General features: G+C 73.4%; 11 protein-coding genes and 2 pseudogenes. 10 read left to right on the top strand and 3 right to left on the bottom strand.

The window, feature by feature from the left end; genetic code table 11:
- Window positions 1-14 precede the first annotated feature (14 nt).
- Entirely contained in the window at window positions 15-2,744 is a 2,730-nt protein-coding gene (locus AB0G52_RS23605) for an HAD-IC family P-type ATPase (RefSeq protein WP_361338352.1), read from the top strand.
- Window positions 2,745-2,792: 48 nt separating this feature from the next.
- On the opposite strand, the gene AB0G52_RS23610 is transcribed toward AB0G52_RS23605, so the two are convergent.
- On the bottom strand, window positions 2,793-4,538 hold the full coding sequence (locus AB0G52_RS23610) for a diacylglycerol kinase family protein (protein ID WP_361338354.1): 1,746 nt from the start codon (window positions 4,536-4,538) through the stop codon (window positions 2,793-2,795).
- Window positions 4,539-4,781: 243 nt separating this feature from the next.
- Between AB0G52_RS23610 and AB0G52_RS23615 the strand changes: the two genes are divergently transcribed.
- On the top strand, window positions 4,782-5,249 hold the full coding sequence (locus AB0G52_RS23615) for a hypothetical protein (protein ID WP_132886810.1): 468 nt from the start codon (window positions 4,782-4,784) through the stop codon (window positions 5,247-5,249).
- A gap of 58 nt (window positions 5,250-5,307) precedes the next feature.
- Here the strand turns inward: AB0G52_RS23615 and AB0G52_RS23620 are convergent, their stop codons facing one another.
- Window positions 5,308-5,661 (bottom strand): DUF805 domain-containing protein, encoded by a 354-nt coding sequence (locus AB0G52_RS23620; RefSeq protein WP_132886809.1) that lies wholly within the window; start codon window positions 5,659-5,661, stop codon window positions 5,308-5,310.
- A 264-nt stretch (window positions 5,662-5,925) separates the two neighbouring features.
- Here AB0G52_RS23620 and AB0G52_RS23625 point away from each other — a divergent pair.
- From AB0G52_RS23625 to AB0G52_RS23655, 7 genes and pseudogenes are all read left to right on the top strand, one after another.
- A pseudogene (locus AB0G52_RS23625) lies at window positions 5,926-6,132 on the top strand (hypothetical protein); the annotation flags it as partial.
- Window positions 6,133-6,252: 120 nt separating this feature from the next.
- The gene (locus tag AB0G52_RS23630; RefSeq protein ID WP_361338357.1) at window positions 6,253-7,017 is read left to right on the top strand and encodes a TIGR03936 family radical SAM-associated protein; all 765 of its coding nucleotides are present in this window, start codon (window positions 6,253-6,255) and stop codon (window positions 7,015-7,017) included.
- A 274-nt stretch (window positions 7,018-7,291) separates the two neighbouring features.
- A complete protein-coding gene (locus AB0G52_RS23635; protein WP_361338358.1) occupies window positions 7,292-11,596 on the top strand; it encodes an Rne/Rng family ribonuclease in 4,305 nt (1,434 codons plus the stop codon).
- Window positions 11,597-11,861: 265 nt separating this feature from the next.
- The gene (gene rplU / locus AB0G52_RS23640) at window positions 11,862-12,182 is read left to right on the top strand and encodes a 50S ribosomal protein L21 (RefSeq protein ID WP_004931419.1); all 321 of its coding nucleotides are present in this window, start codon (window positions 11,862-11,864) and stop codon (window positions 12,180-12,182) included.
- A gap of 14 nt (window positions 12,183-12,196) precedes the next feature.
- On the top strand, window positions 12,197-12,451 hold the full coding sequence (rpmA, locus tag AB0G52_RS23645) for a 50S ribosomal protein L27 (protein ID WP_007381992.1): 255 nt from the start codon (window positions 12,197-12,199) through the stop codon (window positions 12,449-12,451).
- Between the two features lie 127 nt (window positions 12,452-12,578).
- Window positions 12,579-14,018 (top strand): GTPase ObgE, encoded by a 1,440-nt coding sequence (gene obgE / locus AB0G52_RS23650; RefSeq protein ID WP_132886806.1) that lies wholly within the window; start codon window positions 12,579-12,581, stop codon window positions 14,016-14,018.
- Between the two features lie 223 nt (window positions 14,019-14,241).
- Window positions 14,242-14,691, top strand: a pseudogene (locus tag AB0G52_RS23655) (PhoD-like phosphatase N-terminal domain-containing protein); the annotation flags it as partial.
- Here the strand turns inward: AB0G52_RS23655 and AB0G52_RS23660 are convergent.
- Window positions 14,628-14,774 carry a hypothetical protein gene (locus AB0G52_RS23660; protein ID WP_361338644.1) on the bottom strand — a complete coding sequence of 49 codons (147 nt, stop codon included), beginning with the start codon at window positions 14,772-14,774 and terminating at the stop codon, window positions 14,628-14,630. The pseudogene AB0G52_RS23655 and the gene AB0G52_RS23660 sit on opposite strands and share 64 nt — an antisense overlap.
- Before the next feature lie 104 nt (window positions 14,775-14,878).
- Between AB0G52_RS23660 and AB0G52_RS23665 the strand changes: the two genes are divergently transcribed.
- Window positions 14,879-15,433, top strand: coding sequence for a hypothetical protein (locus AB0G52_RS23665; protein ID WP_361338647.1), 555 nt, complete (start codon window positions 14,879-14,881; stop codon window positions 15,431-15,433).
- The last annotated feature ends 96 nt before the right edge of the window (window positions 15,434-15,529 follow it).

Consider the following 15,529-nt stretch of genomic DNA (forward strand, 5'->3'; position numbering starts at 1 on the left):
ACGGAGGCACCTTCATGACCGCGCAGACAGACACTCCGCAGGACCGGGACACCGGCGGCCGCCCGTGGTACGCGCGTCCGCCGGCGGAGGTGGCGGCGGCGTTCGAGGTGGACCCGGCCGTCGGACTGACCACCGCACGCGCCGCGGAACTGCTCCGTACGCACGGCCCCAACGCACTGCCCGAGGAGAAGCCGCTGCCGGGCTGGCGCCGCTACCTCGCCCAGTACCGCAGCTACATGCAGCTGGTCCTGCTGGCGGCCGCCGTCGTCTCGCTCGTCATCAGGGAGTGGAGCACCGGGGTCCTGCTGCTCGTCCTGACCGTGGTCAACGCGGTCGTCGGCATGCGCCAGGAAGGCAAGGCCGACAGCGCCATGAACGCGCTGAAGTCGATGATGAGGGCGACCGCGCGGGTCCGCAGGGACGGCACCGAGTCGAAGGTGCCCGCCGAGGAGGTCGTCCCCGGCGACGTGGTGCTGCTCGCGGCGGGCGACGAGGTGCCCGCGGACGGCCGGATCGTCACGGCGAACGCCCTGGCGATCGACGAGTCGGCACTGACCGGTGAGAGCGTGCCGGCCGCGAAGGAACCGGGGGCGCTCACCGGAACCGGTCTCCCGCCCGGCGAACGCCACAACATGGCGTTCATGAACACCCCCGTCACCCACGGCAGCGGCACCGTGGTGGTCACCGCCACCGGCATGGACACCGAACTCGGCCGTATCTCCGGCATGCTGTCGAGCACCCGCCGGGAGGCCTCGCCGCTGACCAGGGAGATGGACCGGCTCACCCTGTGGATCACGGCGACCGCCGGGGTGACGATGATCCTGATGTTCGTGCTCGGCCGCGCCCGCGGTACGGCCTGGGACGCGCTGTTCGTCAGCGCCGTCTCCCTGGCGATCGCCGCCATCCCGGAGGCGCTGCCGACCGTGTCCCAGACGATCCTGTCCATCGGCGCGATCGACCTGTCCCGGCGGCAGGCGATCGTCAAGGACCTGCCTTCGGTGGAGGCACTGGGGTTCACCTCGGCGATCAACTCCGACAAGACCGGCACGCTCACCATGAACCAGATGACCGTCGTCGAGGTCGTCGACCCCGGCGACCGCTACACCGTCTCCGGCACCGGTTACGGCCTGGAGGGCAGGATCCGGCACCCGGTCGGCGGCGCCCCCGACATGACGGACGCGATCCTGCCCTACCTGGTCGCCAACGACGCCCGCCTGGTGGACGGCAGGGTGATCGGCGACCCCACGGAGGGCGCCCTGCTGATCCTCGGCCACAAGGCGGGCCTGGACGTCGACGCCACCCGGGAGCGGCTGCCGCGGCTGGCCGTGCTGCCCTTCGACCCCGCCTACAAGCTGATGGCCACCTTCCACCGGGCCACCGACGAGACGGGCCGTCCCGTGGTCCGCTGTTTCGTGAAGGGCGCGGCGCCCGCCGTGATGGCCCGCGCGGCCACCGCACTGCGCGAGGGAAGGACCGTCGCCTGGGACGACGTCCTGCGGCGACGGGCGCAGGAGCACGTCGACCGGATGGGCGGCGAGGGCCTCCGGGTGATGGCCGCCGCCCGCCGCGATCTCGACCCGGCCGACTTCGACCCGGACGGCGACCTCCTCGGCCACGTCACCGACCTGCAGATGACCAGCCTGGTGGGAATGGTCGACCCGCCGCGCGCCGAGTCGAGGGCCGCCGTCGCCGACGCCCAGGCCGCACACATCAGGGTCCGCATGGTCACCGGCGACGACGTCGTCACGGGCGCCGCCATCGCCCGGCAGCTCGGCATCGAGGGCGAGGCCGTGCTCGGCGCCGACTTCGCGGCGCTTTCCGAAAGCGAACGACTCGCGCGGATCGACGGCATCGGTGTCGTCGGCCGCGTGGCACCCGAGCACAAGGTGCTGCTCGCCGAGACCCTGAAGAAGAAGGGCCACGTGGTGGCCATGACCGGCGACGGCGTCAACGACGCCCCCGCCATCAAGGCCGCCGACGTCGGCATCGCCATGGGCTCCGGCACGGAGGTGGCCAAGAACGCGGGCCGGATGGTGCTCTCCGACGACAACTTCGCCACGCTCGTCCACGCCGTCGAGCAGGGCCGCAAGATCTACGACAACCTCACCAAGTACATCCGGTTCGTGCTCGTCCTGCTGGTGGTGTTCGTGCTGACGTTCCTCGGCGCGACGCTGTTCGACATCGCCGCGGGGGAGCCGTTCACCCCGGCGCAGGTGCTGTGGATCCACTTCTTCGTCAACGCGGCCTTCGGCTTCGCGCTCGGCTTCGACCGGCAGAGCCCCGGCCTGATGGCCCGCAGGCCGCGTCCGCGCGGCGCACACGTGCTGTCCCGGGGCGTGATGCTCACCGTCGGCCTGTCCGGGCTGACGATCACCATCGGGCTGCTCTGCCTGATCGAACTCGGCACGACCCGCTACGGCAGCGTCGCGGTCGGCCAGTCGATGGCGTTCACGTCCTTCGCGCTCTGCCTGATCGTGGCCGCGCTGGAGTGCCGCAGCGAACGGGCCACCGTGCTGACCACCGCCAGCTTCGACAGCAAGCAGATGAACCGGGCGATGCTGATCGAGTTCGTCCTCGCGGTCCTGGTCACCCAGACGGACGCCTTCCGCCGCCTGCTGGGGACGACCGAGCTGAACCTGGCCCAGTTCGCCTGGACGCTCGTCCCGGCCGTGGCGCTGCTGGTGCTGTGGGAACTCGGCAAGTTCCTCGCCCGCTGGAACGGCCGGCCGGTCGCGGGGACCTGACAGGCGCCCCGCCGATTCCGCGGCCCACCCCGGGGAGCTCCCGCGGGCTCACCCGCGGGAACGGCTACCGGTGCGCCGTCCCCGCGGGGTGAGCGCCAGGCGCAGCACCCGCCGCCAGTCGGCCGGGGGCCGGTTCGGCGGGGTGCCCGGCCGGTGCCTGGGCACCCGGACCCGCAGCGCCCCGGGGGAGATCCGGCAGACCACCGGCGCGGGCAGCACGACGGACTCCCCGTCGATCCCGGCCGGCACGCTGCCACCCCGCACGCCGACCTCCGCCCCGATGCCCGTACCGGCCACCGCGCCGACGCCCGTGTCGGCCGCTGTGCCGACGCCGGTATTGGCCGCCGTGCCGATGCCCGTACCGGCTGCTGTGCCGGTGTCCGTACCGGCCGCCGCGTCGACGTCCGTACCCGGATCCGAACCGGGGCCCGCGCCGGCGTCGACGGGATTGGCCCCCGGAACCGGGCCGGTGCCGGCGTCGCGGGCCGCTCGCGGAACCGCGTGACCTGACCTGGATCCCGGATCGGCGTTCGCGCCGGGTCCTGGTCCTGGTCCTGGTCCTGGAACCGCGCCGGTGTCCGCGCGGGCACCCGGTCCCGGGCCTGCGCCGGCCTCCGGTCCCGGGCCCGCGCGGGTGTGCGCGTCGACGACGACTTCGCGGGCGGTCAGTCTGGTCACGGCAGGCGACCGACGGCCGCGGGTCAGCAGGCGGGCCGCCCGGCCGGGGCTGTCGACGCACACGCCGAGCACGCCCAGCCGCCCGGAGTCCAGGCCCTCCCGGAGCCCGGGGCGGGCCGGGTCGGGCAGGGGCCGGTAGGGGTTGTTGCTGACGAGCACGGCCTGCAGCCCCCGGGCGCGCCGCCGCCCGGCGCGCATGCTCAGGCGCGGCGCGTCGGGACCGGTGAGCAGGGCGGGCAACATCTGCAGGACGGTGCGCAGTTTCGCGTCCCGGTAACCGGGGTCGCCCACGACGGCCGCGTACGTGCCGAAGGACGCGTTGTTGACGAACACGCGCCCCGCGGCGTACCCGAGGTCCACACGGACCTCCTCGGCGTCGGTGAACGCCTCCAGCGCGGCCGCGGGGTCGTCCCGGTCCAGACCGAGGTCCAGGGCGAAGTGGTTGCGGGTCCCGGCCGGGATCACCACGAACGGCACGTCGTGCCGGGCGGCGACCTCGGCGACCAGCGCCTGGGTGCCGTCCCCGCCGGCCACCGCCAGCAGGTCGGCGCCCTCCGCCAGCGCACGCCGGGCCAGCTCCGCCACGTCCTGGTGGTGCGCCGGATCCAGCAGGACCACCCGGGCGCCCGCCGCCCTCGCCTTCTCGGCGAGCCCGAAGCGCGCCACCTTGCCCCCGCCGGAGCGCGGGTTCATGACCACCCACGGCTGTCGCGCGGGCGGCACCGCGACGGGTGCACCGGCGCTGACGGCCGCCCGGTCCGCGGGGGTCGTCGCGATCCGCGCCGCCGTCAGCGCCAGCAGCCACAGGCCGAGGGCCAGGCAGGCGGGCACCAGCATGCCGTGGGTGGCGAACAGGACCAGTGCGGTCACGGGGGCGGCCGCCGCCAGCAGCGCCCCGGCTGCGCGGAGCGGTCCGGGACGGGCGAGTGTCCACCACAGGCCCCCGGCGGCCAGGGCCACCGCGGCGATGGCTACCAGGACCCACAGGAGGCTCCGCAGCCCGGCGCTGACGAGCAGGACGAGGAGACTGCCGAGCAGGGCGAGCAGCGCGACCCGGGCCCAGGAGAAGGCCGTCAGACGGTCGGAGCGCGGCGCCGGACGGGTCTGCGGGTTCATGGTCGTCCCTCCGACACGGCTCCCCGACGCCGGACACCTGCCGCGTCGAGCATGCACCCGGCCCGACGTCGTACGCCTCACCCGGGCAGGGTGACCCGGGAACCGTTCCTCCCGCCCGGCCGGCGACCGCACCCTTCCACGACGCTGCGAAACCGTGACACGACCGCCACGCACGCCGGACCGGCCCGGCCGCACAATCGGGGAAACCGAAGGCGGGCGACGAGCGACGGGGAGCCGGCGGCCATGGAACTGGAACTCAGCTACGACTGGACGGGCGGCCGACTGCGTGCCATCGGGGACGTCCCGCTCACCTACGGACGGTGGGGCGGCCGACCCCTGGCGCTCGGCCCGCATCCGCTGGAGTACGACATGCTCGGCAGCCGGTTGCGGCGGATCGGCGACACGGACATCGGCTACGGACGGCTGGGCAGCGTCCCGAGGACGTTCGGCACCTGGGACGTGGACTGCGCCGCGTGGTCGGGCATCCCGCAGCGCATCGGGCCGTACCCGGTGGACCACCCCAGGTTCGGCGGGCGGGCGCGCGCGGTGGGCCCGCTCTCCGTGTCGTACGACTTCCTGGGCGGCCGTCCCCGCCGCGTCGGGCTGCCCGACGGCTGGACCGCCCTTCCCGACGACCTGCTGCGCGTGCTCTTCCTGGTCCTGCATCTCCAGGCCGAACGCAACCGGCGCGGTTCGGCGGCAGCCGGATAGGCGCCGGACGGGCGAAGGCCCGCCGGACGGATCCGGCGGGCCTTCGGGTGATGCGGGGTCAGACGGCGGCCGCGTACTTCGGGTTGGGGCCGTACTGGTTCTCCTCGGGCTTGCCCTCGGAGGCGAGCCAGACGATCAGGATGATCCAGCCGACCAGCGGAATGATGCCGATCAGGATCGCCCAGCCGGACCGGCCGGTGTCGTGCAGCCGGCGGACCGCGACGCCCAGGCCGGGCAGCAGGACCGCGAGCGCGTAGATCGAGCTGAGGGCGGCGAACCCGATGGCCCGGCCGACGACCGCCAGCACGATGCTGATGATCAGGTTGAACAGGAAGAACATCCAGTATTCCTGCCGGCGCGCGCGACCGCTGAACACCGCGTACTTCTTGAGTACGTCCACGTACCAGTTCATTACTCGTCCCCCCGGGGATCAAGGCTTGATTGGCCCTCAGCAAATCAAGCCGACCTGGCTGGATCCATCCATATTGGCGTGAGCGGGTCAACCGTTACCGTGTCGCCGCCATTCGGTGATCAAGGGGCTGCGCGATGCCGCGTCCGGGCGGCCCCCGGCAGCATCTGTACGGGTATGGGCACACAGAACCAGCCACAGCGGCGGCCTCCGACGACCGGGGACCCCGAAGGGTCTCGTCGTACCAGCCCTCGGACGCCCGGTACGGCCGCCGGACGAGTACCCGGCACCCTCTTCCGGTGGATCCTCGTGGAACCCGCGCACCGGGCGTACCGGACCGTCCTCACCCCGGTCGCGCACGTCCGCCAGGCCCGCGCCGACCTGCACCGCGCCCTCCTCGGCAGCCCGGCCCGGCCGGCGCCCGCGGACCGACGGGAACCCACGGGCCGCGACACACGTACTCTTGGTGGATAGCAGTACACAGCGGTACGGCCCACAGCGGTACGGCCGCTTCCGCGAGAACCTCACGAGAACCACGAAGGACTGACGACACTGGGCAAGCGACAGCCCGAAGGCCCGCCGCCCGCACCCGCGGTGCAGCGCATCCGACTGCGCTACACCAAGCGCGGCCGCCTCCGGTTCACCAGCCACCGTGACTTCCAGCGCGCCTTCGAGCGTGCGTTGCGCCGCGCCGAGGTGCCGATGGCCTACTCGGCGGGGTTCACACCGCACCCCAAGGTGTCGTACGCCAATGCCGCACCCACCGGCACGGGCAGTGAGGCGGAATACCTGGAGATCGCGCTCACCGCACCCCGCGACCCGGAGCGGTTGCGCGCTCTCCTCGACGAGTCCCTGCCCACCGGCCTCGACATCGTCGACGCGGTCGAGGCACGCACGTCAGGACTGGCCGACCGGCTCACCGCATCCGTGTGGGAGCTCCGGCTGCCCGGCGTGGACCCGGCCCAGGCCGAACAGGCCGTCGCCGCGTTCAACACCGCCGCGGCCGTCGAGGTCCAGCGCATGACCAAGAACGGCGTCCGCACCTTCGACGCCCGCCCCGCCGTCGTGCAACTTGAAACACAGAGTGAAACGGCTGATAGGCCGACCGACCAGCCCTGTGCGATACTGCGGCTGGTTGTTCGGCACGTGACGCCTGCCGTACGACCCGACGACGTCCTGTCCGGTCTCCGCGCCGTGGCCGACCTGGCGCCGCCGGTCCCCGCAGCGGTGACCAGGCTGGCGCAGGGGCTGCTCGATGAAGAGACCGGCACGGTGACCGACCCGCTCGCGCCCGACCGCGAGGCAGTGGAGGCCCTCTCGAAGGCCGAACCCGCTGCCACCGCGACGGCGCCGGCGTAAGGAAGGTCCCGCGAAGGACGGACGTCGTAGCGCAGCCCTCGTACTCGGGAGCCACCTGGGTCGGGCAGCGCACCGACCAGAAGACTTTCGCCAGGCCGTCCGCGACAAGGCGTACGGAACCGGCGAGACAGGACACAGAGAGCTCCTGTGCGGCGCCCGCGCCCCACACGGCGGCACCGCGCACCGCGCGAGCCGCGGACGTCACCGGTGGTCGCTCGACGAGTGACTCCGGACCAGGCGCGGCGCCCGGGAGCCTGACGGGAGAAACGCCCGCATGCTCGAACCGACCGAACCCGCAGAGACCCCTACGGGCTCCGAACCGAACACCCCCAGCGACACCCTGCCGCCGCGCAGGCGTCGCCGTGCCGCGTCCCGCCCCGCGGGACCGCCCGTCGCGGCCGAGGCCGTGACCGCGGACCAGGCCGAGACCACCGCTCCGGCCATACCGGCCGCCGAGCCCACCGAGGCGGCGCAGCCCGCCGCCGCTGCCGCGCCCACCGAGGCCACAGCGGCCGGCGACGCGGCGCAGAGCGGTGCGGCCACGGAAGAGGCCGCCCCCGCCCCGCGCACGCGCCGTCGTGCGACCCGCCGGGTCTCCGCACCCGCCGGGACCCCGGAGACCACCGAGACCGCCGAGACGGTCGTCCCCGCCACGGCCGCGGCTCCCGCTGCCGCCGTCGCCGAGCCCACCGCGAGCCCGGCCGAGGCCGCCGCGAAGGGCGCGGAGAGCGACGAGGAGACCGCCCCGCCCCGGGCACGCCGCCGCGCCACGCGCCGCGCCTCCGCCCCCGCCGGAGCCCCGGCCGCCGTGGCCGCGACCGAGCCCGCCGACACCCCCGCGGCCCAGGCGGCCCCCGCGGCGGCCCCCGAGGCGGCCGAGGCCGCCGCCGCGGAGACCGTCGAGGAGGCCGCGCCCGCTCCCGCCCCGCGCACCCGTCGCCGCGCCACCCGCCGGGTGTCCGCGCCCGCCGGAGCCCCCGAGAGCGCCGCGGAGACCGCCGCGCCCGCCGTCGCCACCGAGGCGACCGAGACGACCGAGGCACCTGAGGTGAGCGAGACCACAGCGGCCGCCGACGCCACCGAGGCCGCGGAAGCCACCGAGACCGCGCAGGCCACCGAGACCGCGCAGGCCACCGAGACCGCGCAGGCCACCGAGACCGCGCAGGCCACCGAGACCGCGCAGGCCACCGAGGAGGCCGCACCGGCCCCCCGCGCACGCCGTCGTGCCACCCGCCGGGTGTCCGCACCCGCCGGGGCGCCCGAGGCCGCCGCCGACACGGGCGCAGCCGACGCACCGGCCGCCCAGGCCCCGGCCGCCTCCGCACCCGCGGCCGCGGAGGCCGCCGAGCCCGTCGAGGCCGAGGCCCCGCGTCGTCGGCGCCGCGTCGTACGGCAGGCCGCCACCGGCTTCTCCGAGCCCGCCGCCGCGGCCGGAGCCGACGAGGAGCCGCGCCGCCCGGCCCGGCCCGCCGTCGCCGTCTTCCAGGCCCCCGTGTTCACCGAGCCCAGGTTCCAGACCCCCGAGCGCGCCGCCGCCGAGGCCGCCGCCGCGTCCGTCGGCACCGAGGAGCCCGAGGAGGTCGCGGAGACCCCCGCGCCCACCGGTGCCACCGGTTCCACCGGCAGCCCGGACTCCGCCGAGCAGGCCGAGGCCGGTTCGCGGCGCCGCCGTCGCCGCCGGGGCGCCGTCGAGGAGGCCCCGGTCGCCGAGGCCGCCGCCGAGGACGAGACCGAAGAGCCGGAGGACTCCGTCGAGGACGCCGCCGACGGCGACGACGAGACCGAGGAGTCCGGCTCCCGCCGGCGCCGCCGCCGGGGCGGCCGACGCCGCCGCCGTGGTGACGCCGCCGACGGCGACGGCGCCGACGACGGCTCCGACGAGCTCGCCGCCGAGCAGGCCGAGCAGGACGCCGAGGACACCGCCGAGCAGGAGGAAGAGGACGACGAGGACGCCCACGACGACGCCGGCGCCTCCTCCTCCAGCAGCCGCCGTCGCCGTCGCCGCAGGCGGCGCGCCGGGGACAGCCCCGCCGACGCCGAGCCCGGCGAGGGCGACCCGGAGCGCACCGTCGTCAAGGTCCGCGAACCCCGCAAGCCCTCCGAGCCCTCCGACGAGGTGCAGTCCATCAAGGGCTCCACACGCCTGGAGGCCAAGAAGCAGCGCCGCCGCGAAGGCCGCGAACAGGGCCGCCGACGCGTCCCGATCATCACCGAGGCCGAGTTCCTCGCCCGCCGCGAGGCCGTCGAGCGCGTCATGGTCGTCCGCCAGCACGGCGACCGCACGCAGATCGGCGTCCTGGAGGACGGCGTGCTCGTCGAGCACTACGTCAACAAGGAGCAGTCGACCTCGTACGTCGGCAACGTCTACCTGGGCAAGGTCCAGAACGTGCTGCCCTCGATGGAGGCCGCCTTCATCGACATCGGCAAGGGCCGCAACGCCGTCCTGTACGCCGGCGAGGTCAACTTCGAGGCCCTCGGCATGGCCAACGGCCCGCGCCGCATCGAGTCCGCCCTGAAGTCCGGCCAGTCCGTCCTCGTCCAGGTGACGAAGGACCCGATCGGTCACAAGGGCGCCCGTCTGACCAGCCAGGTCTCCCTCCCGGGCCGCTACCTCGTGTACGTCCCCGAAGGCTCGATGACCGGCATCAGCCGCAAGCTGCCCGACACCGAGCGCGCCCGGCTGAAGACCATCCTCAAGAAGATCGTCCCCGAGGACGCGGGCGTCATCGTGCGCACCGCCGCCGAAGGCGCCAGCGAGGACGAACTGCGCCGCGACGTCGAACGGCTCCAGGCGCAGTGGGAGGACATCCAGAAGAAGTCGAAGAACGGCAACGCCCCGACGCTGCTGTACGGCGAGCCGGACATGACCGTCCGTGTCGTCCGCGACATCTTCAACGAGGACTTCTCCAAGGTCGTCGTCAGCGGCGACGAGGCCTGGGAGACCGTCCACGGCTACGTCTCGCACGTCGCCCCCGACCTCGCCGGCCGGCTGTCGAAGTGGACCTCCGAGGTCGACGTCTTCGCCACCTACCGGATCGACGAGCAGCTCGCCAAGGCACTGGACCGCAAGGTCTGGCTGCCCAGCGGCGGTTCGCTGGTCATCGACCGGACCGAGGCGATGGTCGTCGTCGACGTCAACACCGGCAAGTTCACCGGCCAGGGCGGCAACCTCGAAGAGACGGTGACCCGCAACAACCTGGAGGCGGCCGAGGAGATCGTCCGCCAGCTCCGGCTGCGCGACCTCGGCGGCATCATCGTCATCGACTTCATCGACATGGTGCTGGAGTCCAACCGCGACCTCGTGCTGCGCCGCCTGCTCGAATGCCTCGGGCGGGACCGGACCAAGCACCAGGTGGCCGAGGTCACCTCGCTCGGACTCGTCCAGATGACCCGCAAGCGCGTCGGACAGGGCCTGCTGGAGTCGTTCTCCGAGACCTGCGTGCACTGCAACGGCCGTGGCGTCATCGTCCACATGGAACAGCCCGGCTCCGCCGGCGGTGGCGGCGGCAAGCGCAAGAAGCGCGGCCGCGGCGGCGACGGACACGAGCACGACGTCCACGAGACCCACGAGACCCACGAGATCGTCGACGACGGTGCCGTCGAGCACGCCGAGGCCGTCCACGCGGTCGAGACGGCGGCGGAGGTGGCGGCCGAGGTCGCCGAACCCGTCGCGCTGACCGCGCCCGCCTTCGCGCCGGACGAGGAGCTGTACAGCAGCGTCGCCGAGGCGGAGGCCGCGGCCGGCCGCGGCCGCACCCGCCGCCGGGCGAGCCGCCGGGCCTCCGCTCCGGCCGGCGCGCCCAGGGAGCGCGCGTCCCGCAACCGCGGCGCCGAGGCCGACGCGCCGACCGCGCAGTCCGTGCCGGCCGCCGTGGCGGCCGAGCGCGAGGTGCTGCCGGAGCCGGCCGCCGAGGCGCACGCCGAACCGCCCGCCGTGGAGGACCCGGTCGTCCAGGCGTCGGAGGCCGCACCGGCCCCGGCCGCAGTGGAGGAGGCCGCGCCGAAGGGCCGTACGCGTCGGCGTGCCACCCGGAAGGTGTCGGCGCCCGCCGGGTCCCCGGCAGGGGCCGAGGCCGCCGTGGTGACCGTCGTCGCCGAGAGCGCCCCGGCGCAGACGGTGGCTGAGACGGTCACGGAAACCGCTGCGGAGCCCGCTGCCGAACCGGCCGCCGAGGCCGCGCCCGCCGCGTCTGCCGAGAGCGCCGCTCCGGCCCGTCCGCGCCGCCGTGCGGTGCGCAAGGCCACCGCGCCGACCGCGTCCGAGGAGGCGGCCGTCGTGGTCGTACCGTCGGCGGAGTCCGAGGCACCGGCGGCCGAGGCCCCGGAGACCGGGCAGCCGGCCTCCCAGGAGACCGGGGAACCGGCCGCCGAGGAGGCCGCCCCGGCCAAGAAGACGGCCCGTAAGACGGCCGCCAAGAAGACCGCGGCGAAGAAGACGGCGGCCAAGAAGACCGCCGCCAAGAAGACCGCGGCGAAGAAGACGACGGCCAAGAAGGCGGTCAAGACCGCCAAGACGGCCGCCGCCAAGTCGACGGCGAAGAAGACCGCCACGGTCCCCGCCGCCTCCGACGAGGGCTGACGCCCGGCACGCGGGGCCGGTCCTCGTGACCGGCCCCGCACCGCACCCCCGGGGCCGAGTGACCGGCCCCACACCCCGGGGCCCGGTTTGACCCCCTCGGCCACCGCCCCGTAACCTTGACCGTCGGCGTGTCCATGGATATGAGGACGCGCCACATCCCCGTAAACCTCTTCCTTCGGAGCACAGGGTGTTCCGAAGAGGCCGCCCGTATGCCGGGCGGCTGGACTTCGGGGGTGCCGTTCCCGAGCGAGAGAGTGAGATCCGCGTGTACGCCATCGTGCGCAGCGGTGGTCGCCAGCACAAGGTTGCTGTCGGCGACATCGTTGAGGTTGACAAGATTTCCACCGCCAAGGTTGGCGACACGGTCGAGCTCTCGACCCTGCTCGTTGTCGACGGCGACGCTGTGACCAGCGACCCGTGGGTGCTGGCCGGCATCAAGGTCCAGGCCGAGGTCGTGGACCACCACAAGGGCCAGAAGATCGACATTCTGCGCTACAAGAACAAGACCGGCTACCGCCGTCGTCAGGGCCACCGCCAGCAGTACACGGCGATCAAGGTCACTGAGATCCCCGCGGCTGCGAAGTAAGGGACTGAGGAGAGATGGCACACAAGAAGGGCGCATCGTCCACCCGTAACGGTCGTGACTCCAACGCTCAGCGCCTCGGCGTGAAGCGCTTCGGCGGTCAGGTCGTCAACGCGGGCGAGATCCTGGTCCGCCAGCGTGGCACCCACTTCCACCCGGGTGCGGGCGTCGGCCGTGGCGGCGACGACACGCTGTTCGCGCTGAACGCCGGCGCGGTGGAGTTCGGTACCCACCGTGGCCGCAAGGTCGTGAACATCGTCCCGGTCGCCTGAGCCTGATTCTTCAGGGCCCAGACCGAACGTTTCGCGAGGCGGACCTCACTTCCCGATCGGGAAGGCGGGTCCGCCTTTCGCGTGTTGACATAGGTATTACCCCGCAAGTATCTGGAGGCACTGCACCATGACCACCTTCGTGGACCGCGTCGAGCTGCACATCGCCGCGGGTAACGGAGGCCACGGCTGCGCCTCCGTGCACCGGGAGAAGTTCAAGCCGCTCGGCGGCCCCGACGGCGGCAACGGCGGCCGCGGCGGCGACGTCATCCTGACCGTCGACCAGTCCGTGACGACCCTCCTCGACTACCACCACTCCCCGCACCGCAAGGCCACCAACGGCAAGCCCGGCGAAGGCGGCAACCGCGCCGGCAAGGACGGCCAGGACCTGGTCCTGCCGGTGCCCGACGGCACGGTGGTACTGGACAAGGCGGGCAACGTCCTCGCCGACCTCGTCGGCCACGGCACCTCCTACGTCGCCGCCCAGGGCGGCCGCGGCGGCCTCGGCAACGCGGCCCTCGCCAGCGCCCGCCGCAAGGCCCCCGGCTTCGCCCTGCTCGGCGAGCCCGGTGACTTCGGGGACGTCGTCCTGGAACTGAAGACCGTCGCCGACGTGGCCCTGGTCGGCTACCCGAGCGCCGGCAAGTCCTCCCTGATCTCCGTGCTGTCCGCGGCCAAGCCGAAGATCGCCGACTACCCGTTCACCACCCTGGTCCCCAACCTCGGTGTGGTCACCGCCGGTTCCACCGTCTACACCATCGCCGACGTCCCCGGCCTCATCCCCGGCGCCAGCCAGGGCAAGGGCCTCGGCCTCGAGTTCCTGCGCCACGTCGAACGGTGCAGCGTCCTCGTGCACGTCCTGGACACCGCCACCCTGGAGTCCGAGCGTGACCCCGTCTCCGACCTCGACGTCATCGAGGAGGAGCTCAAGCAGTACGGCGGGCTCGGCGACCGCCCCCGGATCGTCGTCCTCAACAAGATCGACGTCCCCGACGGCAAGGACCTCGCCGAGATGGTCCGGCCCGACCTGGAGGCCCGCGGCTACCGCGTCTTCGAGGTGTCGGCGGTCGCCCACACAGGCCTGCGCGAGCTGACGTTCGCCCTCGGCGAGCTGGTCGGCGCGGCGCGCGCCGCCAAGCCGAAGGAGGAGGCGACCCGCATCGTCATCCGGCCCAAGGCCGTCGACGACGCCGGTTTCACCGTCGTCAAGGAGGACGACGGCCTCTTCCGGGTCCGCGGCGAGAAGCCCGAACGCTGGGTCCGCCAGACCGACTTCAACAACGACGAAGCCGTCGGCTACCTCGCCGACCGTCTCAACCGCCTCGGCGTCGAGGAGCAGTTGATGAAGGCCGGCGCCCGGGCCGGCGACGGCGTCGCCATCGGCCCCGAGGACAACGCCGTCGTCTTCGACTGGGAGCCGAGCATGATGTCCGGAGCCGAGATGCTCGGCCGGCGCGGCGAGGACCACCGCTTCGAGGAACAGCGCCCGGCCGTCCAGCGCCGCCGCGACCGGCAGGCCGAACGGGACGAGTCCCTGCGCGAGTACGGCGACTTCGACCCCTTCGAGTAGCCGCGCCGCCGGCTCCCTCCCGGACTTCCGGGAGCGGCCGGTCCGCCGACGCACCCGACCACGCCCGTTGCGGCCAGGATCTGCTTCCCCGCCGCAACGGGCTTTCCGTCAGCCTCTGATTGTCATGCGCACGTTCGGCGGGTTCAGTGGTCGGACCCACGCGCCAGGGGAGCTTCCCAAGGTCAGACCGCCCCAAAGGCCACCGTGGCAAGGGAGTCCGCGCATGACCGGAGGACCATCGCCCGACCGACGCCGCCCGCCCGACCGACGCCGCTTTCTGACCGCCGGTGCCGCCGACCTCACGACCACCGCATCCACCCGGCTCTGGCTGCCCACCGCCGCCCACGCCGCCGAAACCCCCCTCCCCGAAACGTGTTCGGCCTCGGCGTCGCATCCGGCGACCCCCTCCCCGACGGCATCGTGCTCTGGACCCGCCTCGCCCCGCCCCCTGAACGGCGGCGGCATGCCCGACGAGACCGTGCCCGTCGCATGGGAGATCGCCGAGGACGAACGCCTCCACAAGGTCGTTCGCCGAGGCACCGCGCACGCCCGCACCGCCTACGGGCACAGCGTCCACGTGGACGTACGAGGACTGCGCCCCGGCCGCACCTACTGGTACCGCTTCCGCGCCGGCGGCCGGATCTCCCCGACGAGCCGCACCCGCACCGCCCCCGACCTCGCCGCGTTGCGCGCGAACGCCCCCTGGGTGGTCACCTTCGACGACCACGCACGGGCGACGAGGACTGGCTGGACCACATGCTCCGCAAGGCCCCTACGAGAAGCCCAGCCCCAGCTTCTGGCACCAGCACCGGCACGACCGGCTCGTCGGACGCTGGAGCCGCGCCGTCGGCCCCAACCGGATGATCACCGTCGTCGTGGTCGACGACAGCGACCGCGACGGCCTGCTGCGGACCTTCGAAGCCCTGCTCGGCCTCCCCGGAGAACTCCTCCAGCACGTTCCGGACGCGGCGAACCGCTCCTTCACCCTCGCCGAGACCGAAATGCTGCGAAAGCTCAACGTGGAATTCCGCGGCAATGGCCTGCCCGACGAGCTCTATTCAAAGCTCATCCGCAACGGCGCGGTCATGCATATGAAGAACACGTGCAGTCCCACAGCCGGTGACGTGAAGATCCGCACCCCCGGCTGGGCCGTCGAGGCCGCCGCCCGCATCGCCGCCGAGATGGCGGCACGCATCGACGCCCTGGGCGTCCGCGTCGTCGGCGACCTCGCCCTGCTCTCCGTCGTACCCGAACAGCCGGCACCGGCGACCGGAGAAGCCCGCACCGCCCAGGCGGCCGACGCCAAAGACCAGGACCGTGCACCAGACGTCATCGAGGGAACTCGTACGGGTACTGGGTCATCGATGCCTCAAGAGATTGCGACGACGGTGAGCCGGGCGGGCCGGATGGCTTAGCTCTGCTAAGCCATCCGGATGTCACGGCTTAGCATCGCTGAGGCGTGTCGGGTCACGCAGCGCAATCGGAATGCACTGTGCAGTTACTCACAGCGA

This window comes from Streptomyces sp. NPDC021562, from assembly GCF_040640875.1.
Classification (GTDB): domain Bacteria; phylum Actinomycetota; class Actinomycetes; order Streptomycetales; family Streptomycetaceae; genus Streptomyces.